This window comes from Micromonospora sp. MW-13 (assembly GCF_003434305.1).
Lineage (GTDB): Bacteria > Actinomycetota > Actinomycetes > Mycobacteriales > Micromonosporaceae > Micromonospora.
The window spans coordinates 1-23369 of record NZ_QKKX01000009.1; the positions used below are offsets into that span (position 1 = coordinate 1).

Genomic DNA, 23369 nt, shown 5'->3' on the forward strand with positions numbered 1-23369 from the left:
CGAGCAGCGCGGCCAGCGCGACACCACCGCCGGCGACCAGCAGGGGCGCCGACCGGGCCCGGTGGAACCGCGTGACGGGTCGGTCGGCGTGCAGATCGAGGAAGTCGAGCTGGGCCGGGTAGAGCTGTCGCAGCCAGTCCGGCACCGGCTCAGCCGGGTGCCGTGCCTCGGCGACGAAACCGTTGCGGGCCAGCGTGGCGACGAGCTCCAGGACCGAGCGCCGGGCCATCTCGGGTAGCCCCGACACCAGGTCGTCGAGGGTGCGCTCGCCGTCCAGGTTGCCGAAGACGGCGGCGACCAGTTGGTACGCGCCGGCGCCCCGGATCGTGAACGACCCGGCGTTGTTGCTGAGCCGTACGCCGTCGGCACGCCGGACGTAGAACGCGTCCGGCCGGACCGTGAACCGTCTGGTGTCGGGCATGGTCATCGCAGCTTTCCGTTGGCGTTGTAGACAGCACCGGCAGCCCGCTCGGAGACGACGTCGACGACCCCAGGCCGTTCGTTCTCCGCCAGGTCCTGGCAGTGCTCGCGGACGGCGGCCGGGTCGACCTCGCCGACGATCCGGGCGACGAGGCGCTCCAACCCGGAGTCGGTGCGCTCGACGAGGACCCGCGCGTCCGCCACGCCGGGCAGGAGCAGCAGGTGCCGTTCGATCGCCCGGGGGTAGACGAGGACGCCGCGCAGCTTCTCGCCGCCGTCCACCCGGCCCTCCAGGCACAGGTTCCCGGCCGCGTCGAATCGCCCGTAGTCGGTGCTGGCGATCTGGTCACCCGTCGGGCGGGGCGGCTCGCCGGGTGACCACAGGTGGCGACAGCAGTCCACCCCGGAGACCGCGACCCGACCGACACCCCGGGCGTCCGGGTTCTGGATCCACACGGCCTTGCCCGGGATCGGCGTTCCGACGTGCTGGTTGTGGCCCGGGTCGGGGTCCACCGCGATGGCGCCGGTCTCGGCGGTGCCGTACAGGTTGGCGAGTGATGCGCCTCGGAACCGGTCCCGGATCAGGTCGACCCGGGTCTTGGTGACGTGCCCACCGCCGAGGAACAGGGCGACGTGGCCCATCTCCAGCGGCGTCGGGGTGCCGACGCAGGCGGCGGCGGCGACTGCCGGGACGCTGAGTACGAACGTGTCTCCGCGCGCCTGCGCCACCGCCGACCAGTCGTGTGGCGGGAAGACCACCAGATCCCGTTGGAGGAACAGGCTGGGCAGCACGGTCATGAAGAACGCGGCCGAGAACTGCAGTGGCAGGCAGGTGGCGAGTGTCGCCGGGGTGCGCCCGGAGAACGCCGGTTGCAGCATCGCCCGTTCGTAGTGCAGGGCGACCAGTTCCCAGGCGTCCGCGTGGCCGATGGCGAGCTTCGCCAGGCCGGTGCTGCCGGAGGTGGCCACCCCCCACAGGGGCCGGTCGGTGGTGCTGACGAGGGGCGCGTCGATCTCGTGCAGACCCGGCACAAGTTCGCGGCGGCCACCGGCGACGGCGTCGACGGTGGCCCACAGCAACGTGGTGTCCGGCACGCTGGCCACCGCGAACAGCGCGGCGAGGGAGGCCAGCCCGGAGGTCGGGTCGACCACGTACGCGCCGCCGGGACGTACCTGGTCACAGCGGGAGGCGGACAGCTCGGCCCAGGTGGCGTACTGCCCGCCCCAGCGAACTCCGGTAGTGGTCGCCGGCGTGGTCAGAAAGCGCTGGAATGCTGGCCGACCCATGCCACCCACCCTTCGATCGTCCGGGGCCCGTCCTCAGCGGGCGCGCCGTAGCCCTGGTTGGTGAGGTACGCCCGCACGACCACCGCCTCCAGCGAGTCGAGCGGGCGGTGCGGGTCTTCCTCCTGGACCAGGTGGCAAAGCTGCGCCCGCAGGTCACTGCTCACCGTGCTGTCTCCTTTCGCCAGAAGGCCTCGACGGCCTCGTTGAACTGTTCCGGCGCGTCGTGGCTGGCGATGTGTCCCGCGCCGTCGAGGACGCACCCCCGCACGCGGGGGCCGTACCGGCGCGCGTCGGTTGCGGCGACCCGCTCGACCGACTTGAGCGTGCCGTTGATCAGCAGCGTGTCGACGTCGAGCGCGGCCAGGTCCTGCGGTCGTACCAGTGCCGTCGTCTCGAACGCACGCTCGACGTGCTGGGTGAAGGCGGCCAGGGTGGCGCGCCATCGCGCGCCGTGCAGCCGGTCGTACTCCGCCATCAGGGCGGCGTCCGCGTCGACGAGCGTGCCGAAGCCGGCCAGCAGGGTGAGGAAGACGTCGCGGTCCATTCCCGGCGCGAAGCCGGTGAGGACCAACGATCGCACCAGGTCGGGCCGGGCGGCGGCGGTGCGGGTGGCGAGCGGACCACCCAGGTAGGAGGCGGCGACGAGCCGTCCGGGCCCGAAACGTTCAACGAGCGCGAGCACGTAGTGCAGCGCGGTGTCGAGGTAGTCGGGCCCGGCGTCGAGGCGGCAGCGGCCGTGCCCGGGCAGGTCGATGGGGATGACCTGGTACCGGCCGCTCCAGGCGCGGATCTGGCCGCTGAAGTGTCCGTACGCGGTACCCAGCAGCCCGTGCAGCAGGTACACGGGCTGCTGGTCGTTCTGCCCGCTCAACCCATCGCGACGGTCGCCACGCCGGCGGGGTCGACGAAGTGGTCGACCTGTAGTCCGCTGGCTTCCAGCCGGCTCAGGATGTGACGGGGCCGGCGCAGGTCGGCAACGAGGAACTGGGAGGTGTTCGCGTCGTTCTGCGCCTGCGTGTCCGGCCGGTAGGGGGCCACGTCGGGGCTGCCGGGGCTGAACACGCCGGCGAGGCCGACCGCCCGGTCCTGGAACTCCTGCGGTTCCCGGGTGGTGAGTACGAGCCGCTGCTCGGGGCAGGTGAACGCGACCGCCGCCATCATCCGCAGGTAGTCGTCGTCGTTGATGCGGGTGGTGTCACGGGAGGCGTTGGCCGGGCGCATCCGCGGCAGCGACAGATCCACGATCGCCCCGCGGTCGCGCAGGTGAGCGCCGTGGGCGACCAGGTCGACGAGTTCCGCGGAGACGTCGTCGTGCAGGCCCACGAGGACACCCGGGTTGACATACCGGAATCCGGCATCGAGCCACCGGTCGAACGAGACGACGCGGCGGTCGAAGTCGGCCTTGGGCACCTCCAGCGGCGTCTTACCCATGAAGCGCCGGTAGGTCTCCCGGTCGTAGGACTCCTGGAACACGCACATAGTCACCGGCTCGGTGGGCCGGATCCACTCGGCGAGGACGTCGATCTCGTCCGGCTCCATGCTGCCGATGTTGAAGTAGATCCGTTCGAAGCCCATGTCCAGTGCGGCACGCATGGCCCAGCCGATGCGAAAAGCCGTGCTCAACCTCGTGTACTTGTCCTGGTACTCGCCCGTCAGGAAGCCGACGCCCCGGATGCCCTCGTGGGTGAAGAGGATGTTGAGCTGCTCAAGGAGCTCGTTCCGGCCGGAGAACTTGCGTTCCATGCGGCTGTTGCCCTTGCGCATCGAGCACATCTTGCACTCGGAGTCGCAGTGGTTGGTGGTGTAGAGCGGCACGAACGTGTGCAGGCGTGGCTGCCGGACCGCGCAGCGCGCCTCGGCCGCGGCGATCAGCTCCGCCGTCGAGATGGTCCTGTCCTGCCACAGCGCGAGCGCGACTGCGGGTCGACTGGCAGTCGGCTCCTGGCCGACGGGCAGTGTCAGGACCGCCCTCGTATCGACCGTTTCGGCCTCCTTCTGAACCATTGCGAAGTCCGGCTTGACGAAATCTGTCGAAGTGGTGACGGCCTCTTCCCCCACGACATTCCCTTCCAGCAGTTGGGCGATTGAATCGCCGTTAACACTTGCTGTCAGGAGTGCGATCACGGTCGCACCCCCGTCGTGCCTGCGGCGACGTTAGCGCACTTCAATCGATGTAGATAGGAGTCCTTGACAGCCGAAAATTGCGGTGCTAGAAGCCGTCGGCGCATCTGTGGCCGCCCCCGCCGAGCTGGAGGAATGCACCTTGTCCGTGTCGTCCCTACAGTGCGGCAGTTTCGTCTGTATGTTCGGAGAATAGCTCGCCTGTAGGGGTTTTGTAGCGAGCGTTTAATGCGTGGAAGATTGCTCGGATAGCCTTGACAACACCGCTGACTGCTCCATAGTTTCTTCGGTGTCGGGGGCCACGAGGTAACCGAATTGGAAAGAGGGTGGCGAAATGGAGAACGAGCTGCTGACGCTCGACATCGACGACCTGGAGATCTCGGAGTTCCTGGACGAGAGCCGGCTCGAGGACAGCGACGTCGTCGCGAAGGTCATGTCGGCGTCGTGCACCACGTGCGAGTGCAGCTGCAGCTGCTCCTCCTGACGACGCTGGCGCTCGATCCCGCGGGTCCGCTCGGCGACCGCCGATAGCCCGACATCGAGATAGCCCACCACGCCGGAACGTGCCCCGCGGCCAAGGGCCCCCGCCGCCGCGGGGCGCGTTCCGGATGTGCAGCCACGCGGCGGCGCCCGAAAGGACGGCTCATGACTACCGCACCCATCGCCGACACCGAGCTCCACCTGCCGAGCAGCAGCGCGGAACAACGCGTACTCATGCTGTACGTGCATGTGCCGTTCTGTCACTCCCGCTGCACTTTCTGTGACTGGGTCCAGGCGATCCCCAACAAGGACCTGCTGCGCAAGCCCGGCGATTCGGTCCGAATGAACTACATCCGGGCGTTGTGCCAGGAGATCGAACACCGTGGCGCCGAGCTGGCCGGTGTCGACACCCTGCCGTACGTCGTCTACTGGGGCGGCGGCACGGCGAGCAGCCTCGACAACGACGAGGCCACGCAGGTCATGACCGCGCTGCGGAACTCGTTCGATTTGAGCACGGTCGCCGAGGCCACCATCGAGTGCAGCCCGGACACCGTGGACGAGGAGAAGCTCGCCTTCTTCCGTAGCCTCGGCTTCAACCGGGTCTCCAGCGGCGTCCAGTCCTTCGACGACGAGCGGCTCAAGCGGCTCGGTCGTCGGCACAGCGCCGACCAGGCCAGCCGGCTCACCCACGCGGCCCGCGCCGTGGGGTTTGAGGACGTGTCGATCGACATCATGTCCGGCTTCCCGGACCAGAGCATGGACGAGCTACGGCACACGGTGGACAGGGCGCTGGAGCTGCCGATCAACCACCTGTCGCTCTACTCGTTCCGGCCCACGCCCGGCACCTTCATGCGCCGCAAGATGGATCCCGACGAGAAGCGCGGCTACGTGCGCGACCAGAAGCACCTGTTCACCGAAGCACGCCGACTGATCAACGCGGCCGGAATGAACGAGTACGCCTCCGGCTACTTCGGCAAGGTCTCGCCGTTCGCCGCGATGTACTTCCAACTGCGCGCCGACACCGTCGGATTCGGGTCCGGGGCGATCTCGCTGGTGAACCAGCAGTTCCAGTCCCACCGTAAGGGTCTGCTGCACAGCTACGTCCAGGCGCCGACCAGCTTCGACATCTCCGGACCCGCCAGCCAGGACCGGGTGCTGGTCTCGTTCCTCCAGGCCGGTCTCGCGATGTTCGACGGAGTCCTGCGCGACGAGTGGCGCATCGCCACCGGCACCGAGCTCGACGAGGTGCTCACCCGTCCGGCCATCGCGCCGCTGTTCGAGTTTCTGCGGGGACGGGGGCTCGTCTCCGACGAGCGGGGAATCCGACTGCCGGTGCGCAACGTCGGGGTGACCCTCATCGAGCTGGCGTTTGAGATGGCGATGTCCCAGCCGGAGCTTGAATGACTGATACCACTCGCCACTGGTGGGAGCTGGAGATCGTCCTACCCGCCGATCGGTGGTGCGCCTTCGTCGCCGACGTGGCGGGGCCGTTGCTGGACATGTGCGCGAGCACCGGTTCCCGGATCGGTAGCGCGCTGCTGGTCCGCGACGTCACCGCACAGGGGTCGCCGGCGATCTACGTGCAGGCGCTGGCGGTGAGCGGTTCCGAGCTGGCGGACGCCTACCGGATGGTGCTGCCGGCGTCGTACACGCCGGCGGTCGCCGGGGCCGTCACGGTCGATTCCCGGCTCCCGGGCGGGGGGCCCACCGGCCCGATCGACTCCCCGGTGGCGTCCGTCGACACCGCCGTGGTGCGGCCCGCCCGACTTGTCCCGCTCGCCGGGCCGGTCTTCGGTGGCACCGCCCTGCCCGCGCTCACCCGCACCTTCCTGCACCGGGTCGGCCCGGCGCTGGTGCACCTGGCGCAGGAGGGCCGGGGCCAGCGCCGGTCGATGCTGGAGGCCGCCCTGCCCGTGATGGCGGCGCAGCTCAAGGCGCAGGGTCCGTCGGGCGCACCGGGCGCCGAGAATCTCGCCCTCAACGGCGTGCCGCTGGGCTTCTTGAGCTTCCGGTCCCACGCCGAGGCGTTCTTCGCGACCTGCCGGGACCCAGCGGCCACCCGCGCGGCGATGGACGGCCGATACCACGGCGCTCGGGCCGGTATCGACCGGACGGTCGCCGCAGTCTTCGAGGCGGCCGAGACCGGCTCGCTGCGAGACGGCCCCGCCGGGCTCTGGTACACGACAGCCTGTGCGGCGAAGGCGGAGTTCATCTCCGCGTTCCGCGCAGCGGAGTTGACGGTCTCGGCGCCGCCGGACCCGACCCGGCATGGCAACGACCTGGCGCACAGCCGGTTCCATCGCAAGGCGGGCGCGTCGACGACGCTGCAGGCGTACATCCAGGGTGATCCGGCGTTCCTTGCCGTACGCCTCTGCACCAGCCTGCTCTACCTCGGGCTGCACACCGCCGGTCTGACGCTGGCCGAGCGGTACTTCCTCTGCCACGTCATCGGTCGAGCCTGCGAATCGTTGAGCGGCACCGATGCCCTGTCGATCCTCGACAACCTCTCCTGAGGCGACCGAACAGCGGCGCGACGCCGGGCGAGCGCGTGACGTGGGCTCGGCGTCTCAGCCGCGCCGGGGGTGGACAGGGATGATCGAAGCGGCGCCCGGGTTGTGCTCCACGGGGCGGACGAAGGGCTCCGCCTCGGGCGCCTCGTAGGCCATCCCCACGCCGGCCACGAGCTTGCCGACGTCGCTGAGCCCCTCGGCAGCGGCCTCCACCCCGAAATACTGTCGGCTGGTGGGGAGATAGCCGATCAGCTCACCCACCCGGGAGGCCACCGGCGGAGCGCCGTAGGCGGCTTCCTTGTTGTCCCACAGGTAGACCGCCCCCCAGGTCTCGCCGTCCGGTCCGGTCGACGAGATCCAGACCTTCTGCCGCAGCCCGGGCACCCGGGAATAGGCGTCGACGGCGTAGTCGCGCAGGTAGGCCCGCAGCGAGGCCACCGTCTGCTCGGAGTGGGACAGGTCCCACAAGATTATGGAGCAGTAGAGGCTGTTGTCCTGCACGGCGTCCTCCCATAAGGCCGATAACCTGCCGACGAGTCTATCGGGAGACGATGGAGTCCGAAATGGTTTCGGGACGCGGCGCGCCGGACGGATGGTCGTTGCCGGGACGACGGCCCGGACAATGCCGGATAGGGGCGAGTGTGGTCGCTCAAGAGCCGGCCAAGGATGGCTAAAGAACGGCATTGTCCGTATCGACCTGCCGCCGCACCCTGGGCTCGTGCGTCAGCGAGGTCGTTGACGATTCCGCAGGTGGCACATCATGCCGGCGCACTTCGGAACCGCTTATCATGGTGATCCATCTCCGTCAACTTCACTTGTCTGCCTCTGGTCGTCCGGGATATTTTCCGAGCCGACCGCGAATTCTTCACGCAGGACTCCGCAGCCTCTTCGTCGTCGAATACCGCCAGGCGCCGAGCCGATGGTCGGCGACATGACCCACCGTCGTTCACCACGCAGACAGGGACCGCGCATGACATCGCCGAACCATCCCGTTCACGAGGTCGCCGCCGAGAGCGTAAGCCCGGTTGACGGCCCGGACGCAGCGTCGGCCGGATCCACCGCCGCCCCGGCGCGCGCGGTCGCTGCGGCACCGGCATACCCGTTTCCCCCGGAGTGCCCCTTCCGGCTTCCTCCGGAGATGGCGCGCCTGCGCCGTACTGAACCGGTCGCCCGGGTCCAGCTCGCCAGCGGCGCACCCGCGTACCTGGTCACCAGCTATCGGCACGTCCGGATGGTGCTGAGCGACGAGCGATTCAGTCGGCGTCCGGTGCGGGCTCGCGCGGTCGCCGCATCCGGCGGTCGTCCGCCGGGCGGGAGCAGCGACGGGGCGCCCCCCTCCGCGCCGGCTCCGGCGTTCGACTTCGGACTGTTCATCGCCGACCCGGCGGACCACGCCCGCTGGCGTGGCCGCACCAACCAGGTGCTCAACGTCCGGCAGGCCGAGGCCATGCGGATCCGGGTCGGCGAGCTCGTCGAGGAGCTGCTCGACGGGTGCGAGGCGGCGCCCCGTCCGGTCGACCTGATGGACCGGTTCGCCTTCCGGCTGCCGCTGCGGGTGCTCCTCGCGCTCTTCGACGTGCCGGACGAGCTTCGCCCGGCGTTCGAGGCGTGGGCTCTGGCGATGCGGGGCGGTGGAGCGTCCATGGCCGCCTTCGGCGCGGCGATGGCCGGTCTGCACGGGGCCGCGGTCGAGCTGGTCCGCCGCAGGCGTGGACAGCTGGGCGAGGACCCGCTGTCACAGCTGATCGGGCAGTCCGGTGACCTGTCCGACGAGGAACTCGTCTCGACGGTGATGCTGCTGACCATCGCCGGCTACGAGACCGTGGCGACGCAGCTCGGCAACGGGCTGCTGGCCCTGTTCCAGCACCCCACTGAGCTCGACCGGCTGCGCTCGGGTGGCGTCGCCGTCGACGTCGCCGTCGAGGAGATTCTCCGGTACGCCCAGGCCAGCACCGGATTCGCCGGTCTCCTCTACACCACGTGCGATGTGGCGCTCGATGACGTCGTGGTCCCCGCCGGCGCGGCGGTGTTCGTATCGTCCGACGCGGCCGGCCGGGACGAGCTGCGTCTGCCCGACCCGGAGCGGTTCGACCTGTCCCGGGGCGCGGCGAGCCACCACCTCGCGTTCGGCGTGGGGGCGCACTTCTGTCTTGGTGCACCGCTGGCCCGCGTCGAGTTGCAGGAGGCTCTCGCCCGGCTGATGGCCCGGTTCCCGGGCCTGAGGCTGATCCCGGCCGCGGCGGACGTCCCCATCGTCAGTAACCGGTTCAACCGGCTGCCCGCCGAGCTTCTGGTGACCTGGTGACCTGGTGACCGGGGCCACGGTCGGTGGCCCCGGTCGGTCCAGGGAGACCAGGTGGCCTGGGTGCCGCGGTACGGCGACGGGGTCAGGAGCCCTTGCGCCAGTACACCCCGCACCGGTCGATGGTGACCAGGTCCGGGGTCTGCTCACCGGCGGCCTTCAGGTAGTCGTGCACGGCCAGCCGGCACTCCTCAAGGAAGTGGTAGTCGTCCACGATGACGTAACCGCCGGGCGAGACCCTGGGGTACAGGTGCTCCAGGGTCGCGTACGTGGACGCGTAGAGGTCGTTGTCGACCCGCAGGATCGCCAGCCGTCGCACCGGGGCGGTGGGCAGGGTCTCGGCGAGCCAGCCGGGCAGTAGCCGCACCTGCTCGTCGAGGAGTCCGTAGCGGCGGAAGTTCTCCCGTACCTCCTCCTCGGAGCCGCCCTTGAGGAACCGCGCCTTCATCTCCTCCGCCGCCTGCCGCTGCTCCTCGCGCTGCTCGCCGCCCAACTCCGGATAGACGTCACTCATCTGGTACCGCGCCTCGGCGGGGGGTTGCGGAAATCCCTGGAACGAGTCAGCCAGCCACACCGAGCGGTCGGTGACCCCATACGCCTTGAGCACGCCTCGCAGGAAGATCATCGCGCCACCGCGACCCACCCCGGCCTCCAGGAAGTCGCCGGGGACCTCATCGCGGAGCACCGTCTCGGTCAGCTCCCGGAGGTTGTCCAGCCGCGCGAACCCGACCATGGTGTGGGCCTGGCTGGGGCAGTCGAGACCGGCGACCCGGGCCTCGGGGTCGAACTCGGCCTGCGGCACCCACGGTGGCGAGATCGGCGGGTCCTGGTAGATCGTGTTGGTCACGCAACGCTTGAGCAGGTCCAGGTACAGCTGCCCAGCGCTGCCGTCCTGCCCGTCTGGTGCTCTCAGTCCTGTCACGGTCGTTGTGCCCTTCCTGGTGGCCCGGATCGGTTTGTCAGACGCCTCGACGCAGGCCGTTCGGCGCGGTCCAGTGCTCGCCCTCGGTCTTGATGAACCAGTCGACGGTCTCGGCGAGGCCGTCGGCCAGCCCACGCAGGGAGGCGGGCTCGATGCCTATGGAGCGCAGGGTTCCCGCGTCGGCCCGGACCGGCGTCGCCGGGTCCTCGCCGGGACGCATGGGCAGGTCGACGATGGGCACCCTGCTGAAGCCCCGTTCGGCCACGAGGTCGATGACCGTCTCCGCCGCGTGCCGGATGTTGGTCGACTCCGTGGGGCCCACCTCGAGCACGTCGACGATCCGGCCGGCCGCGGCGGCTTCCAGGGCCGAGACCAGGCTCCGTGCCACGTCCCCGACCCAGACCATGTCCGAGATCTGGTATCCGCCGCCGTACAGCTCCACCGGCATGCCCGACAACGCCCGGCACACCGTAGCCGGCGTGATCTTGCGGACCTTGCTCGGCCCGAACGGCGCCGCGGCGAGCTGGCGCGGACCGTAGGCGTTGACCACCCGCACGCAGTTGACCCGCGTACCGCGCTCGGCGTTGTACATCCGCACGAACCGCTCGACCGTGGTCTTGGTGATCGAGTAGCAGTTGTTCATCGTGTGGTTGCCCACGCAGATATAGACGCCAGGCAGGTTGTACTGCGCGACCGCCTCGAGGAAGTTCAGCCCGCCGAACGTGTTGGTCTCCGCCGCCGGCCTCGGATTGTGGATCGTCTCCTGGGTGCCGAGGACAGCCGCCAGATGGATGATGGCGTCGCAGTGCGCGGCGAGCTCGACCATCGCGGTCGCGTCGCGGACGTCACCGAGCATCACCTCCCACGGCGGTGCCTGTGCCCGCCGCTGACGGTCGAAGGTGACCGGCTCGTGCCCTCGCTGTGCCAGCTCCTCGCACACGTAGGTGCCGATGAAGCCGCTTCCTCCGGTTACGCCGACCTTCATGAAAGTCCCTCCCGCACTCGACGGCTGACGATGCTCGGTCCGACTCTGGCTGGGCGGCCAGAGCTGGTGACGAAGGCCAGCAGGTCGTCCGCCATCCGGTCCAGGGGCGGCAGGGCGTCCATGCGGCATCGCATGTCCTGGGCGCGACCGCGGTAGCCGGGGTCGCCCAGGACGGTGGAGACGGCCGTCCGCACCGCCGCCGCGGAGACCGAGGCGACGTCCAGCTCGACCGCGACCCCCAGGCTCGCCAGGCGGGCGGCGCTGGCCGGGTGATCCCCGAACAGGGGCAGGGCGATCATGGGCACGCCCTCGCTGAACGCCTCCCGTACCCCGTTGAACCCGGCATGGGTGATGAACAGGTCGCAGAAGCGCAGCAGGGCCCGTTGCGGTACGAACGACCGCAGGTGGACGTTGGCGGCCCGCGCTCCTTCCCACTGGTCCGGGTCGTAGTCCGACCCGATCGCCACCACACCCGTCACCGGCAGTTCGCCCAGGGCTTCGATGACCGCGTTCAACACGGTGGCGGCCCGGGGGTCGAAGCGTGGAGCGTTCATCCCCAGACTCGCCAGCACGAGGGGGCGGTCGCCCGGGTGCTCGGAGAGGTCGACGGCGAGCTCCCGGTCCGCGCGCACGTCCAGAGAGGACGGGCGATAGTGGTGCGCGCCGCTCCACCGCAGTTCCTCAGGATAGAAGATCTCGGGGACCAGACCTATCCGGAAGGGGCGTACAGAATGCCAGGGATCGTGCACCGCCGGCAGGTCGAACTCGGCCCGCAGCCGGTTGAGTTCCTCCAACGCTCCGGGCTGGGCGCACGGTGACAACGGGGCGATGTCGACGGTTCCGCAGGGAACGTCGACAACTTCGGCCGCCACGTATCCGCCGAGTTCGGTGGAGTCGCGCAGTACGCAGTCGGGTCCCCACGCCCTGAGGGCGTCCACGATGTCCGCCGCCTGTCGGCTCGTCCGGGGGGTGATGAAGGGATGTGCCCGTCGCCCCGGTGGCCCGCCGGCGGGCGGGGGCCCCGGGCGTGCCGTCGGCGCGACCGCACCGCCCGCGGCCGCTCGGGCGGCCACCATCTCTTCCATGGACATCAGGCTGGCCACGGGCAGGGCAGTGAAACCCGCCTGCTCGACGTGGTCGACCACGCTGGGGCCCGACACCACGGCGACCTCGTGACCGGCGAGCCGGGCGACGCGCGCCGCCGACAGGACGCCCACCAGGTGACTGGGGTTCGGGTGACTCGTGAATGCGACGCGCACGTCAGAAACCCACCATCTGCGGCGCGCCGGCACCGCCGCCGGAGTAGACCTTCGAGTACACCGCCCGCAGGCTGGCGGAGTACTTCTGCCAGGCACCCGCGGTCATCGTGATGCTGCTGACCGGGTGTCGGCCGAGCAGGACGGAGCCCTTGACGTCGAGATCGGCGCGGTCGGCGACCGCAGCCGTGACCTCCTCGCCCGTCAGGCCCGAAGGATCCCAGGTGGCGTAGAACTTGCCCTTGCTGAAGGCCAGGGGGATCAGATCGCCGGTCAGGTACTGCTCCCAGAGCGCCATGGCGACACCCGGGATGTGTGCGCTCGACCAGTCATCCACCACCACGACGCCGCCGGGGCCGAGGAGTCGTCTCGCGGTCTCGATGTCGGCGCGCGTCGCCTCGTACGTGTGCGCCCCGTCGATGTGCACGAGGCGGCAGGACCCGGCCGGCACGACATCGCTCAGGTCGGCCGAGGGCCGGGCGTGCACGGTCGGCAGCCGATCATGGAAACGCAGGTAGTTCTTTTCGAAGTCCCCCCGCTGTAGGCCGGGATAGAAAGCGGCGTTCTCGCGGTGGTTCTCCTCGCTGACCGAGGCGTCGGAATCAAACAGGTCGCAGGTGATCAGCGTCTCTCCGGGGCGTGGGAAGAATCCCAGCAGAATCGCGCTCTTTCCTTTGTAGACGCCTATCTCGAGAATGTCGCCGTCGTAACCCCGACCCACCTGGACGTCGTTGATCACGCAGAGGAGTTGGGCGTCCGTCGGGTACAGCCAGCCCTGCACGTCGTCGTTGGCCGGATCGCCGATGAACTCCAGATATTCGGTCACGCTCATGTCAGGCACCGATTCCCGTCGCGACGACATTCCATCTGAACTGACGCGGTACGCCCGGTCGTTTATCGCAGGACCGGGGAGCAGAAAGAACCGGAATTGCCTTCCGCATGAGGGCGAAGTCTAAAAACGGGATTGCCGCCTGTCAACCGCCGCAGGTCAATATGCGACTCGCTCTGAAGCTCATTTTGAGCGGCGTTTTAACGGTGCTGTGTTCGCTTCGTTCCGCCCCCGTCGCCGCGACCCCGTGCTCGCAGGTCAGTGCCCTGCCGGGCGGGTTCGGCGGCCCCCGACCAGCCCCGGGCGCCGTCCTCGCCCCGGGGGCCACCGCCCCTCGTCCCCGCTACTGCGGGCGGGCGGGCCGGTCGTCCGGCCCGCCCGCATCGTCACGGATCCCGTCGTCAGCCGTCGCGTGGCGCGCGTACGGCCGGACCGTCACCGGATCTCGGTCGTGTCCTCCTCCGGTCGGTTGGTGCCGTGCGGCGGCGCCGACCACGGTGACTTCCCGCCGGTGCGGCGCGGCAGCGGCTCGGCCGGCGTCGGGTCCGGGTAGCCGAGGCTCGGCGGGGCCGAGTCCCGGTCGGCCGCGCCGGCCGGCGGCCAGTCGGTCAGCGTGAAGTCGTTGCGGTCCGGCCCCTCGGCGGGCACCGGCGTCGGCTCGACCACCGGTCGGGGCCACCGCCGCCAGCGCTGCCCGCTGAAGGTGGCCACGACCAGCAGCAGGCCGATCAGGAAGAGCGTGCCGTTCTCCACCGGAACGTGCAGCGGCAGGGGGTCACCGAAGACCTTCCAGCCGTCCGGGATGCGGTCGCGCACCTGGAAGGGCGCGACGAACATCCCCACGTACGGGGCGGCGAGCAGCAGCCCGGCCACGAGCGGGCCGAGCGGCGAGACGCGCAGGGCGCCCAGCAGGCCGAGCAGGATGCCGGCGGCGGCCAGGTAGACGGCCGGCTCGATCAGGTTGGCCGTGTTGAACGTGCCGATCTCCACCCACCGGGTGGTCGTGCGGCTCGACCCGTCCTGTCCGAGGGCGACCAGCACCCAGGTGACGGGTGCCACCACCAACCCGGCGAGGAAGCTCCACAGATGTCGCATCCGCGCACCGTACCGTCTCCCGCATGACAGATCATCCCTCCGCCGCGCCGCAGGGCAAGCCCACCTCGTACTCCCGCGTCACGCTCAGCCGGATCATGACGGCGGTCGATGTCAATCTGTACGGGACCGTGCACGGAGGGGTGTTGATGAAGTTCGTCGACGACGTGGCGGGCGCGGCGGCGGCCCGGCACAGCGGCGGCACCGCGGTGACGGCCGCGATCGATGAGATCGTCTTCTCCGAGGCGGTCCGGGTGGGCGACCTGGTGCACGCACACGCCCAGGTCAACTGGACCGGGCAGACGTCGATGGAGGTGGGCGTCCGGGTGGTCGCCGAGCGCTGGGACTCGGCCGAGGACGAGCCGGTCCGGGTCGCCACCGCGTACCTGGTCTTCGTGGGGGTGGACGTGGGCGGCACGCCCCGCCCGGTCCGCCCGGTGCTGCCGCAGACCCCGGAGGACGAGCGCCGCTACCGGGAGGCGGAGATCCGCCGCGCCCACCGGCTCGCGAAGCGCCGCGCCATCCAGGCGCACCGCGCGGGCTGACCCGCCCCGCCGCGCCGGGCCCGGCCGCGCCGGCGTGCCGTGCCGTCGGTCGCCGGGCCCGCGTGGGGCCCGGCCCACACCGGGCGCGGGGGCGGGGTGTGGGCCGGGCACGCCCCGGCACCGGAACCCGGCGTGGACAATGGCGCTGCGAGGTAGGGCAAGATGGCGCCAGGGACCATGTCACAGGGTGGTGCGGGGCCCCGGAGGAGGGTGGAGCAGTGGGTGACGTGCTGTGGACGCCGCCGGCGGACGTGCGCGAGCGCTCCCGGATCGGCGACTACCTGCGCTGGTTGGCCGAGCACCGCGGGCTGGAGTTCGCCGACTACGACGCGCTGTGGCGGTGGTCGGTCACCGACCTCGACGCGTTCTGGCGCTCCGTCTGGGAGCACTTCGACGTCGTCGCGCACACCCCGCCCACGGCCACGCTGACCGACCCGGTGATGCCCGGCACCCGCTGGTTCCCCGGGGCCACCCTCAACTACGCCGAGAACGTGCTGCGGATGCCCGGGCTTGGCGACGACGACCCGGTGGTGATCGCCCACGGGCAGACCCGCGCGCCGGAGACCCTGACGGCGGCCGAACTGCGCGACCGGGTCCGCCGGGTGGCGGCCGGGCTGCGCCGCCTCGGCGTCGGCCCCGGCGACCGGGTGGCCGCGTACGCGCCGAACATCCCCGAGACGTACGTGCTGCTGCTGGCCACCGCCAGCCTCGGCGCGGTCTTCTCCTCCTGTGCCCCCGAGTTCGGCACCCGCAGCGTCGTCGACCGGTGGCGGCAGATCGAGCCGAGGGTGCTCGTCGCCGTCGACGGCTACCGGTACGGCGACAAGCCCGTCGACCGGCGTGCCGAGGTGGCCGCGATCCGGGCCGCCCTGCCGTCGCTGGAGCACACCGTCGGCATCGCGTACCTCGACCCGGCCGGCGCCGGCGGCCACAATTCGGCCTCCGCGCCGCTAGGCGGCGCTCCGGACCGAATGGAGGCCGCGCCCGAGGGCGTGATCTCCTGGGCCGAGCTGGCCGCGCCGACCGACGAGCCGCTGGCCTTCGCCCCGGTGCCGTTCGACCACCCGCTGTACGTGCTCTACTCCTCCGGCACCACCGGGCTGCCCAAGCCGATCGTGCACGGCCACGGGGGCATCCTGCTGGAGCACCTGAAGATGCTCGCCCTGCACCACGACCTGGGCCCCGGCGACCGGTTCCTGTGGTTCACCACCACCGGCTGGATGATGTGGAACTTCCTGGTGTCGGGGCCGGCGGTGGGCGCGGCGATCGTGCTGTTCGACGGCAACCCCGGCCACCCCGACCTGGGCGGGCTGTGGCGGCTGGCCGAGGAGACCGGCACCACGTACTTCGGCACCTCCGCGCCGTTCCTGCTGGCCTGCCGCAAGGCCGGCCTGGTGCCGAGGGAGATCGCCGACCTGTCCGCGTTGCGCGGGGTCGGCTCGACCGGCGCGCCGCTGCCCGCCGAGGGCTTCACCTGGGTGTACGCCGCCGTCGGCGACGCGCTCCAGCTCCAGTCCCTCTCCGGCGGCACGGACGTGTGCACCGGCTTCGTCGGTGGGGTGCCGCTGCTGCCGGTGCACGCCGGGGAGATCACCTGCCGGGCCCTCGGGGCGAAGGTGGAGGCCCGCTCCGCCGACGGCACCCCGGTCGTCGGCGAGCTGGGCGAGCTGGTGATCACCGCGCCGATGCCGAGCATGCCGGTCGGGTTCTGGAACGACCCGGACGGCGCCCGCTACCGGGAGGCGTACTTCGACGTCTACCCCGGGGTGTGGCGGCACGGCGACTGGATCACGATCAACGACCGGGGCGGCTGCGTGATCACCGGCCGCTCCGACGCCACCCTCAACCGGGGCGGCGTCCGGCTCGGCACCGCCGAGTTCTACTCCGTCGTGGAGGGCCTGGACGAGGTCGTCGAATCGGTGGTGGTGCACCTGGAGGACGACGAGGGCGGCGCCGGGGAACTGCTGCTGTTCGTGGTGCTGGCCGAGGGCCTCGACCTGGACGACGACCTGCGGAAGAAGATCTGCCGCGAGCTGCGCACCGCCCTCTCGCCGCGGCACGTCCCCGACGAGATCCACCAGGTGCGGGCCGTCCCGCGCACCCTGTCGGCGAAGAAGCTGGAGGTCCCGGTGAAGAAGATCCTCACCGGCACCCCGGTCGACAACGCGGCGGCCAGGGGCGCCCTGGCCAACCCGGAGTCCCTGACGGCCTTCGCCGTCTTCGCCCAACGCCGCACGCCCACCAACTCTCCCACCTGACCCACCCGACCCCATCGATCATGCAGTCGTGACGCCCCGCGAGACCGGCGTACGCCGCCTTCCGCCCAGCAGCACCGGATGATGGGCGTCAGGCCAGGGTCAGGGTGACCTTCTCCGTGCTCGTGCGGGCGGGTACGCGGGCGGGGTCGAGGTTGCCGCAGAGGACGATGGTGGCGCCGGCCGTCAGCGGGGCCAGCAGCCAGTCGACCGGGTCGGGGTGGGTGGCGGCGTCCAGCAGGACCCGGCCACCCCGGGCGATGCCCAGCTCCGTTGCCCGGCTGGCCGCGAGGGCGAGCAGCTCCGCGTCCTGCGGCCCACCCTTCGGGTACGGGGTGAAGTGGTCGCCGTGTGCCCGGACGGCGAGCACGTAGTCGGCGAAGCCGGCGGGCACCTCCCGCAGCGGCAGGGCGAACGGGGCGAGCGCGAGCGCGTACCGTTCGCCGGCCGGCCAGGCGTCCGCCTCGGCGACCCGGTCGACGGCGGCGAAGAGCACCTCGGCCGGGCCCGGGCCGTCGGCCACGGTCAGCCCCACCGACCAGCAGCCGAGCAGCACGGCGGCGGTCTGCCAGTGTGGCGGCAGCAGCACCGCGGCCGACTCGCCCGGCCCGGTGCCGATCTCGTCGACGAGCAGGTTGGCCGTCTTGGCCACCCAGTTGGCCAGCGTCGCGCCGGACAGTTCGGTGCGCTCGCCGGTGGTGTCGTCGTACCAGGTCAGCAGGGGGCGGGCGGGGTCCGGGTCGATCGCGTCGGCGAACACCCGGGCAATGTTGTCGGCCATCGGCGCGAACGATACGCCCCCCGCGCCCGTGCTCGTTGACAACGACAAGTCGGCGTACCGTCGGGTCGCAGTCAGCGCTCGGGGCTGGCTCCGGCGTAGGCTTGCCCGGAGTGTTGTTCCCCACAGATCTGCCACTTCAAGGAGTCGCCCCGTGACCGCCGGTCGCCCGCCCCGCGTACTCATCGACGCCACGAGTGTCCCCGCCGACCGTGGCGGCGTCGGTCGATACGTCGACGGCCTGCTCGGCGCCCTCGGCAAGGTGTGCGGCCAGGGGGTCGACCTGGCCGTGGTCAGCCTCCGCACCGACCTGGAGCGCTACACCCGGATGCTGCCCGGCGCGGAGATCGTCGCCGCCCCGGCCGCGGTGGCGCACCGGCCGGCCCGGCTCGCCTGGGAGCAGACCGGCCTGCCCCTGCTGGCCCAGCAGATCGGCGCGCAGGTGCTGCACTCGCCGTTCTACACGTGCCCGCTGCGGGCGGGCTGCCCGGTCACGGTGACCGTGCACGACGCGACGTTCTTCACCGAACCGGAGCACTACGACAAGTCCCGCCGGACGTTCTTCCGCAGCGCGATCAAGACCTCGCTGCGCCGCGCCGCCCGGGTGATCGTGCCGAGCAAGGCCACCCGGGACGAGCTGATCCGGCTGCTCGACGCCGACCCGACCCGGATCGACGTCGCCTACCACGGAGTCGACCACGCCGCCTTCCACGCCCCGGGCGACGAGGAGAAGGCCCGGGTCCGGGCCCGGCTGGGGCTCGGCGACAGCAGCTACGTCGCCTTCCTCGGGGCGAAGGAGCCGCGCAAGAACGTCCCCAACCTGATCCGCGGCTGGGCCCAGGCGGTGGCCGACCGGGCCGACCCGCCGGCCCTGGTGATCGCGGGCGGCCAGGGGCACGACGACGACATCGACCGGGCGGTCGCCGAGGTCCCGTCGCACCTGCGGCTGCTCCGCCCGGGCTACCTCCGCTACGCCGACCTGCCCGGCTTCCTCGGCGGCGCGCTGGTCGCCGCCTACCCGTCGTACGGCGAGGGCTTCGGCCTGCCGATCCTGGAGGCGATGGCCTGCGCCGCCCCGGTGCTGACCACCCCGCGGCTGTCGCTGCCGGAGGTCGGCGGCGACGCCGTCGCCTACACCAGCGAGGACCCGGCCCAGATCGCCACCGACCTGGCCGCCCTGCTGGACGACGAGCAGCGCCGGTTGTCGCTGGCCAAGGCCGGTTTCGACCGGGCCAAGGAGTTCACCTGGGAGTCCAGCGCCGAGGTGCACATCGCGGCGTGGAGCCGGGCCCGCGCCTGAGGGTTCGGCCGACGGTGCGTCCGTAGCGTGCCGGTTCGGGCATGATGTGCTGATGCTCTACGCCGTCATCCCGGCGGGTGGCAGCGGCACGAGGTTGTGGCCGTTGTCCCGTGCGGGCCATCCCAAGTTCCTCCACCCGCTCACCGGTACCCCCGCGTCCCTGCTCCAGGCGACCGTGGACCGGTTGGCGCCGCTGACCGCCCCGGAGCGCACCCTGGTGGTCACCGGAGCCGCGCACGTCGCGGCGGTGGCGCGTCAGCTTGCCGGCCTGCCCGAGGAGAACATCCTCGTCGAGCCCTCGCCCCGGGACTCCTGCGCGGCGATCGCCCTCGCCGCGGCCGTGATCGCGCTGCGCGAGCCGGACGCGGTGATGGGCTCCTTCGCCGCCGACCACCTGATCCGGGACGCCGACGCGTGGGTGGCCACGGTCCGCGAGGCGGTGCGCGGCGCCGAGCAGGGGCTGCTGATGACGGTGGGGATCACCCCCACCCGGGCCGAGACCGGGTACGGCTACCTGCACACCGGCGACCAGGTCGGGGACGGGCCGCTGCGGCCGGTGCGGGAGTTCAAGGAGAAGCCGGCCGCCGAGGTGGCGGAGGCGTACCTGCGCTCGGGGCACCACCTGTGGAACGCCAGCATGTTCGTCTGGCGGGTCGACGTGTTCCTGGCCGAGCTGGCCCGGCAGCAGCCGGCGCTGCACGCCGGGATCACCGCGATCGCCGCCGCCTGGGGCACCCCGGAGCAGGACGACGTCCTCGGCACGGTCTGGCCGACCCTGCCGAAGATCTCCGTCGACTACGCGGTGATGGAGGGCGCGGCGACCGCCGGCCGGGTGGCGACGGTCCCCGGCGACTTCGGCTGGAACGACGTCGGCGACTTCCACACCCTCGGCGACGTGCTCCCGGCCGACCCGGCCGGCAACGTGGTGCTCGGCGTGGACGCCAAGCCGGGCGTGCTGCTGCGCGACACCACCGCGACGGTGCTGGTCCCGCAGTCCGGCCGGCTGGTGGCCGTGCTCGGCGTGCACGACCTGATCGTGGTCGACACCCCGGACGCGGTGCTGGTCTGCCCCCGCGACCGCGCCCAGGACGTCAAGGCCCTCGTCGACGAGCTGAAGGACCGGGGCGAGGAGAACTACGTCTGACCCGTCCGACCCGGGCGGCGGCCGGCCCGCCGCCCGGGGTGTCCCCCGCAGCGTCGACCTGCCCCCGGGACCGGGTGCGCCCCGGGTCAGCCGGCGCGGCGGCGCAGGGCGGCCAGGGCGGGGACGACGAGCCGGGCGGTGCCGCCGGCCAACGGCTCGGGCAGCCGGTCCGGGGGGAACCAGCCGAGCGCCTCGGACTCGTCGCTGACCCGCTCCGTCGCGCCCGGCGGGGCGAAGACCGCGAACCGCACGTCGTGGTGCAGCGAGCCGCCCTGGCAGGCCACCGGGTGGATGTCCACGTCGATCGGGACCGGGTCGACGACCAGGCCGGCGATCCCGGACTCCTCGCCCGCCTCGCGCAGCGCGGCCCCGGCCAGCGTCCGGTCGCCGGGCTCGCAGTGCCCGCCGAGCTGCACCCACCGGTGGAACTTGCCGTGCAGGCAGAGCAGGATCCGTGCGCCGGTGGCGTCGAGGACCAGCGCGCTCGCGGTGACGTGGCCGGCCCGGTGCTCCCGGCCCAGCGCCGCGGGCCCGCCGGCCAGCAGGTCGAGGGTGCGGTCCCGGGCCCGGCCGGCCGCCGCGCCGGTCGGCGTCCACCCGGCCAGCACGGCCGTCGCGTCGGCGTGCAGGGCCGCGTACGCCCCGCCGGCCGGCGCGCTGTCCGGAGGGGACTTCTGCTCTGCCGGAGGCGTCACCAGGAGGTCCTTCCTTGCGTCTGGCACGGTGACACTCTAGGCGCGTGCGTCCGATCCGTACCCTTGCCCCGTGACCCTGCGACTCGTCGAGTTCGTCGTCGCCGGCAACGAGGCCAGCGACCTGCTGCCGGTGCGTTCCCCGGCCCTGCTCGCCGCCCACCGCGCCCGGCGCGGCTTCTGGACCGTCCTCGACGAGGGGCCGGTCGAGCGCTGCCTGGCCCTGCTGCTCGAACACGAGGACGGCGGATGGGCCGCCCACCACGTGGCCGCCGACGCCGGCGAAGAGAACGGTCGCACCGAGGACGGCGAGGCGCTGGCCCACCACGACGGCTGGGTGTACGTCTTCGGCTCCCACTTCGGCTCTAAGGGCGGCCCGCTGCGCCCGCGCCGGGCGTTCGTGGCCCGGTTCCGCGAGGCCGACGCCGCCGGCGGCCGGCTGCCGGTGCGGGTGGTGCGCAACCGGTTCCGGCTGCACCGCGCGGTCAACGACGCGCTGGCCGGGGCCGAACTGGCCACCCTGCCGCCGGGGGAGCGGGTCCGGGACCGGTTCATCGTCGAGACGGTCGCCCGGGGCACCGCCCGGGCCAAGAGCTGGGTGACCCGGCTCGCCGCGGGGGACCTGCCGATCAACGTGGAGGCCGCCGCGTTCACCCCCGACGGCACCGCGCTGCTCGGGCTGCGCTTCCCGGTCACCGCCGACGGGGACCCGATCCTGGTCGAGGTGGCCGGCGTGCCGGAGATGTTCGACGCGGGCGGCTGGCCGCGCGCCCTCGGGGCGTACGCGGTGACCGGGGTGACCCCGCCGGGGGCGCTGGCCGGCTTCCGGGCGGTGACCCCGCTGCCCGACGGCGGCTACGCCGCGATCGTCGGCTCGATCGACGCGCTCGGCAAGGGCTCGGTGCTGCTGGACGACCACCCGCAGGGCGGGCACGTCACCTCGCGGCACGTCCGGTTCCGGCTGGAGAAGGCGGCGGGGCACCTGCTCCCGGCCGAGCTGGTGGCCGACCTGGCCCCGTTCCATCACGTGGAGGGGCTGGCCGAGGAGCACGGCCACTGCTGGTACGTCACGGACGAGGACCACCGGATCGCGCTCTGGATCGGCTGATCGCCCCGCCCGGGTGAACGGCCGGGTGGCACCCCTGCGGAACAAGGGCCGCAGACCCTCGTGGTGCCGCCCGGCCGCCGGATCCTCCCCGGCCCCGGTGTCCCGGGCCGGCGTCGACGACGGATCGGCCCGTTGCGGAGCAAGGAGAGCATGCCGAAGTCGGGCCCGGGCCGTCGAGGTTTTTCAGTCCACGCTTAAAAGTGGAGATAAATGCCGTCCGGGTACAGTGCGAACGGTCAGCGGGCCAGCCCGCTGTGCACCGGCAGGGGAGCGCTCCAATGCTGAAGATCTACTTTTCCCCCGACGACATCCTCCGCACCCGGGTCGCCCCGGGTGCGGACCCGCTCTGGGAACTGATCCTCAGCGTGCACGTGCTCCAGGTGCGCAGCCGGGACCCGCTGACCTCGGGCTGGCGCCGCGGCGTCTCCCGGGAGCTGCGCCGGCACGTCGGCAAGGAACAGCTCCGGCTGCTGTTCACGCTGAACCCCGGCCAGGGCTACTTCCCCGACTTCCTCACCCCGCACGACAGCGTCCAGGGCCTGGAGGCGGGGCTGGACGCGGTGCGGAGCACGCCCGTCCCGCTGCTGCACCGGGACCTGACCCGGCTGGTCGCGGGGCACCCCCTGCCACCCTCGGCGGCGGCGCTGGCCCGGGGCGAGCCCGAGCTGCTGCGCCAGCTGACCGACTCGATGGAGCAGTACCGGGCACTCGCGCTCAGCCCGTACTGGCCGCACATCCAGGCCGCCGTGGAGGCGGACCGGGCGCGGCGGGCCCGGGCCCTGCTGGACCGGGGCGTCGAGGGGCTGCTGGCCGGCCTCCGCCCGATGGCCCGGTGGGAGTCGGGGGTGCTGGAGATCCACGGCTACCCGGACAGCCGGGAGCTGCACCTGGACGGCCGGGGCCTGCTGCTGGTGCCGTCGTTCTTCTGCGCCAGCACCCCGGTGGCGCTGCTCGACCCGGCGCTGCCGCCGGTGCTGGTCTACCCGGTGGACCGGCTGGGCGGGCTGGCCCACACCGCCGGCGCGGGCGGCGCGACCGGCAGCGGCAGGGAGGCACTGGCCGCCCTGCTCGGCCGGACCCGGGCGGCGGTGCTGGAGGCCACCGACGAGGGGTGCACCACCGGCGAGGTGGCCCGCCGCCTGCGCATCTCCCCGGCCGCGGCGAGCCAGCACGCCACCGTGTTACGCAACGCCGGCCTGCTGGTCAGCCACCGGGACCGCAACACGGTGCTGCACACCCTCACCCCGCTGGGCCGCGCCATCCTCGACGCCTGAGCGGACCGCCGCCCGCCATCGGGCGCGGCCCGTGCTCCAGCGGGCGCGGCCCATGCTCAAACGGCAGCC

General features: G+C 71.9%; 23 protein-coding genes. 10 read left to right on the plus strand and 13 right to left on the minus strand.

Annotated features, from left to right (window positions below; translation table 11 throughout):
• The 5 genes from C5N14_RS04130 to nocL form a co-directional block, all read right to left on the minus strand.
• Positions 1-421, minus strand: a 421-nt coding sequence (locus tag C5N14_RS04130) for a hypothetical protein (protein WP_207892612.1), incomplete at its 3' end; no start/stop codon positions are given.
• A gap of 2 nt (positions 422-423) precedes the next feature.
• Positions 424-1707 (minus strand): AMP-binding protein, encoded by a 1284-nt coding sequence (locus C5N14_RS04135; RefSeq protein ID WP_117665669.1) that lies wholly within the window; start codon positions 1705-1707, stop codon positions 424-426.
• Positions 1677-1871, minus strand: coding sequence for a hypothetical protein (locus C5N14_RS04140; RefSeq protein ID WP_117665670.1), 195 nt, complete (start codon positions 1869-1871; stop codon positions 1677-1679). The genes C5N14_RS04135 and C5N14_RS04140 overlap by 31 nt, the downstream gene beginning before the upstream one ends.
• Positions 1868-2578, minus strand: coding sequence for an alpha/beta fold hydrolase (locus C5N14_RS04145; RefSeq protein WP_128763507.1), 711 nt, complete (start codon positions 2576-2578; stop codon positions 1868-1870). Before C5N14_RS04145 ends, C5N14_RS04140 begins: the two co-directional genes overlap by 4 nt.
• Complete coding sequence (gene nocL, locus C5N14_RS04150) at positions 2575-3831, minus strand: 3-methyl-2-indolic acid synthase (protein ID WP_128763508.1); 1257 nt, start codon at positions 3829-3831, stop codon at positions 2575-2577. Before nocL ends, C5N14_RS04145 begins: the two co-directional genes overlap by 4 nt.
• 331 nt (positions 3832-4162) lie before the next feature.
• Between nocL and C5N14_RS04155 the strand changes: the two genes are divergently transcribed.
• The 3 genes from C5N14_RS04155 to C5N14_RS04165 all read left to right on the plus strand — a co-directional run bounded on the left by C5N14_RS04155 (position 4163) and on the right by C5N14_RS04165 (position 6821).
• Complete coding sequence (locus C5N14_RS04155; protein ID WP_117665676.1) at positions 4163-4312, plus strand: thiocillin/thiostrepton family thiazolyl peptide; 150 nt, start codon at positions 4163-4165, stop codon at positions 4310-4312.
• Positions 4313-4473: 161 nt separating this feature from the next.
• Positions 4474-5712 (plus strand): coproporphyrinogen-III oxidase family protein, encoded by a 1239-nt coding sequence (locus C5N14_RS04160; protein WP_117665678.1) that lies wholly within the window; start codon positions 4474-4476, stop codon positions 5710-5712.
• On the plus strand, positions 5709-6821 hold the full coding sequence (locus C5N14_RS04165) for a hypothetical protein (protein ID WP_117665680.1): 1113 nt from the start codon (positions 5709-5711) through the stop codon (positions 6819-6821). The genes C5N14_RS04160 and C5N14_RS04165 overlap by 4 nt, the downstream gene beginning before the upstream one ends.
• A gap of 54 nt (positions 6822-6875) precedes the next feature.
• Here the strand turns inward: C5N14_RS04165 and C5N14_RS04170 are convergent, their stop codons facing one another.
• Positions 6876-7319, minus strand: a complete 444-nt coding sequence (locus C5N14_RS04170; protein ID WP_207892613.1) for a hypothetical protein — start codon at positions 7317-7319, stop codon at positions 6876-6878.
• A gap of 637 nt (positions 7320-7956) precedes the next feature.
• Here C5N14_RS04170 and C5N14_RS04175 point away from each other — a divergent pair.
• Positions 7957-9123, plus strand: coding sequence for a cytochrome P450 (locus tag C5N14_RS04175; protein WP_165878032.1), 1167 nt, complete (start codon positions 7957-7959; stop codon positions 9121-9123).
• An 82-nt stretch (positions 9124-9205) separates the two neighbouring features.
• Here C5N14_RS04175 and C5N14_RS04180 read toward each other — a convergent pair whose 3' ends face one another.
• The 5 genes from C5N14_RS04180 to C5N14_RS04200 form a co-directional block, all read right to left on the minus strand.
• Positions 9206-10042, minus strand: coding sequence for a TylF/MycF/NovP-related O-methyltransferase (locus C5N14_RS04180; protein ID WP_207892614.1), 837 nt, complete (start codon positions 10040-10042; stop codon positions 9206-9208).
• A gap of 37 nt (positions 10043-10079) precedes the next feature.
• Positions 10080-11027, minus strand: coding sequence for an NAD(P)-dependent oxidoreductase (locus C5N14_RS04185; RefSeq protein WP_117665684.1), 948 nt, complete (start codon positions 11025-11027; stop codon positions 10080-10082).
• Entirely contained in the window at positions 11024-12286 is a 1263-nt protein-coding gene (locus C5N14_RS04190) for a glycosyltransferase (protein WP_117665686.1), read from the minus strand. Before C5N14_RS04190 ends, C5N14_RS04185 begins: the two co-directional genes overlap by 4 nt.
• 1 nt (position 12287) lies before the next feature.
• The gene (locus C5N14_RS04195; RefSeq protein WP_165878033.1) at positions 12288-13115 is read right to left on the minus strand and encodes a class I SAM-dependent methyltransferase; all 828 of its coding nucleotides are present in this window, start codon (positions 13113-13115) and stop codon (positions 12288-12290) included.
• Between the two features lie 432 nt (positions 13116-13547).
• Entirely contained in the window at positions 13548-14207 is a 660-nt protein-coding gene (locus C5N14_RS04200; protein WP_117665690.1) for a hypothetical protein, read from the minus strand.
• 23 nt (positions 14208-14230) lie between these two features.
• On the opposite strand from C5N14_RS04200, the gene C5N14_RS04205 reads away from it, so the two are divergent.
• On the plus strand, positions 14231-14749 hold the full coding sequence (locus C5N14_RS04205; protein WP_117665692.1) for an acyl-CoA thioesterase: 519 nt from the start codon (positions 14231-14233) through the stop codon (positions 14747-14749).
• A gap of 218 nt (positions 14750-14967) precedes the next feature.
• Complete coding sequence (locus C5N14_RS04210) at positions 14968-17007, plus strand: acetoacetate--CoA ligase (RefSeq protein ID WP_117665694.1); 2040 nt, start codon at positions 14968-14970, stop codon at positions 17005-17007.
• 88 nt (positions 17008-17095) lie between these two features.
• Here the strand turns inward: C5N14_RS04210 and C5N14_RS04215 are convergent, their stop codons facing one another.
• Positions 17096-17785 carry a TIGR03089 family protein gene (locus tag C5N14_RS04215; RefSeq protein ID WP_117665696.1) on the minus strand — a complete coding sequence of 230 codons (690 nt, stop codon included), beginning with the start codon at positions 17783-17785 and terminating at the stop codon, positions 17096-17098.
• 151 nt (positions 17786-17936) lie between these two features.
• Between C5N14_RS04215 and C5N14_RS04220 the strand changes: the two genes are divergently transcribed.
• Both C5N14_RS04220 and C5N14_RS04225 read left to right on the plus strand, forming a co-directional pair.
• The gene (locus tag C5N14_RS04220) at positions 17937-19082 is read left to right on the plus strand and encodes a glycosyltransferase family 1 protein (protein WP_117665698.1); all 1146 of its coding nucleotides are present in this window, start codon (positions 17937-17939) and stop codon (positions 19080-19082) included.
• A gap of 52 nt (positions 19083-19134) precedes the next feature.
• Positions 19135-20226 carry a mannose-1-phosphate guanylyltransferase gene (locus C5N14_RS04225; protein ID WP_117666857.1) on the plus strand — a complete coding sequence of 364 codons (1092 nt, stop codon included), beginning with the start codon at positions 19135-19137 and terminating at the stop codon, positions 20224-20226.
• Between the two features lie 86 nt (positions 20227-20312).
• Here the strand turns inward: C5N14_RS04225 and C5N14_RS04230 are convergent, their stop codons facing one another.
• Entirely contained in the window at positions 20313-20855 is a 543-nt protein-coding gene (locus tag C5N14_RS04230) for an NUDIX hydrolase (RefSeq protein WP_243639245.1), read from the minus strand.
• 136 nt (positions 20856-20991) lie between these two features.
• Here C5N14_RS04230 and C5N14_RS04235 point away from each other — a divergent pair, with 136 nt between their 5' ends.
• Positions 20992-22026 carry a hypothetical protein gene (locus tag C5N14_RS04235; protein ID WP_117665700.1) on the plus strand — a complete coding sequence of 345 codons (1035 nt, stop codon included), beginning with the start codon at positions 20992-20994 and terminating at the stop codon, positions 22024-22026.
• 278 nt (positions 22027-22304) lie between these two features.
• Positions 22305-23300 carry a winged helix-turn-helix domain-containing protein gene (locus C5N14_RS04240; RefSeq protein WP_117665702.1) on the plus strand — a complete coding sequence of 332 codons (996 nt, stop codon included), beginning with the start codon at positions 22305-22307 and terminating at the stop codon, positions 23298-23300.
• Positions 23301-23369 lie beyond the last annotated feature (69 nt).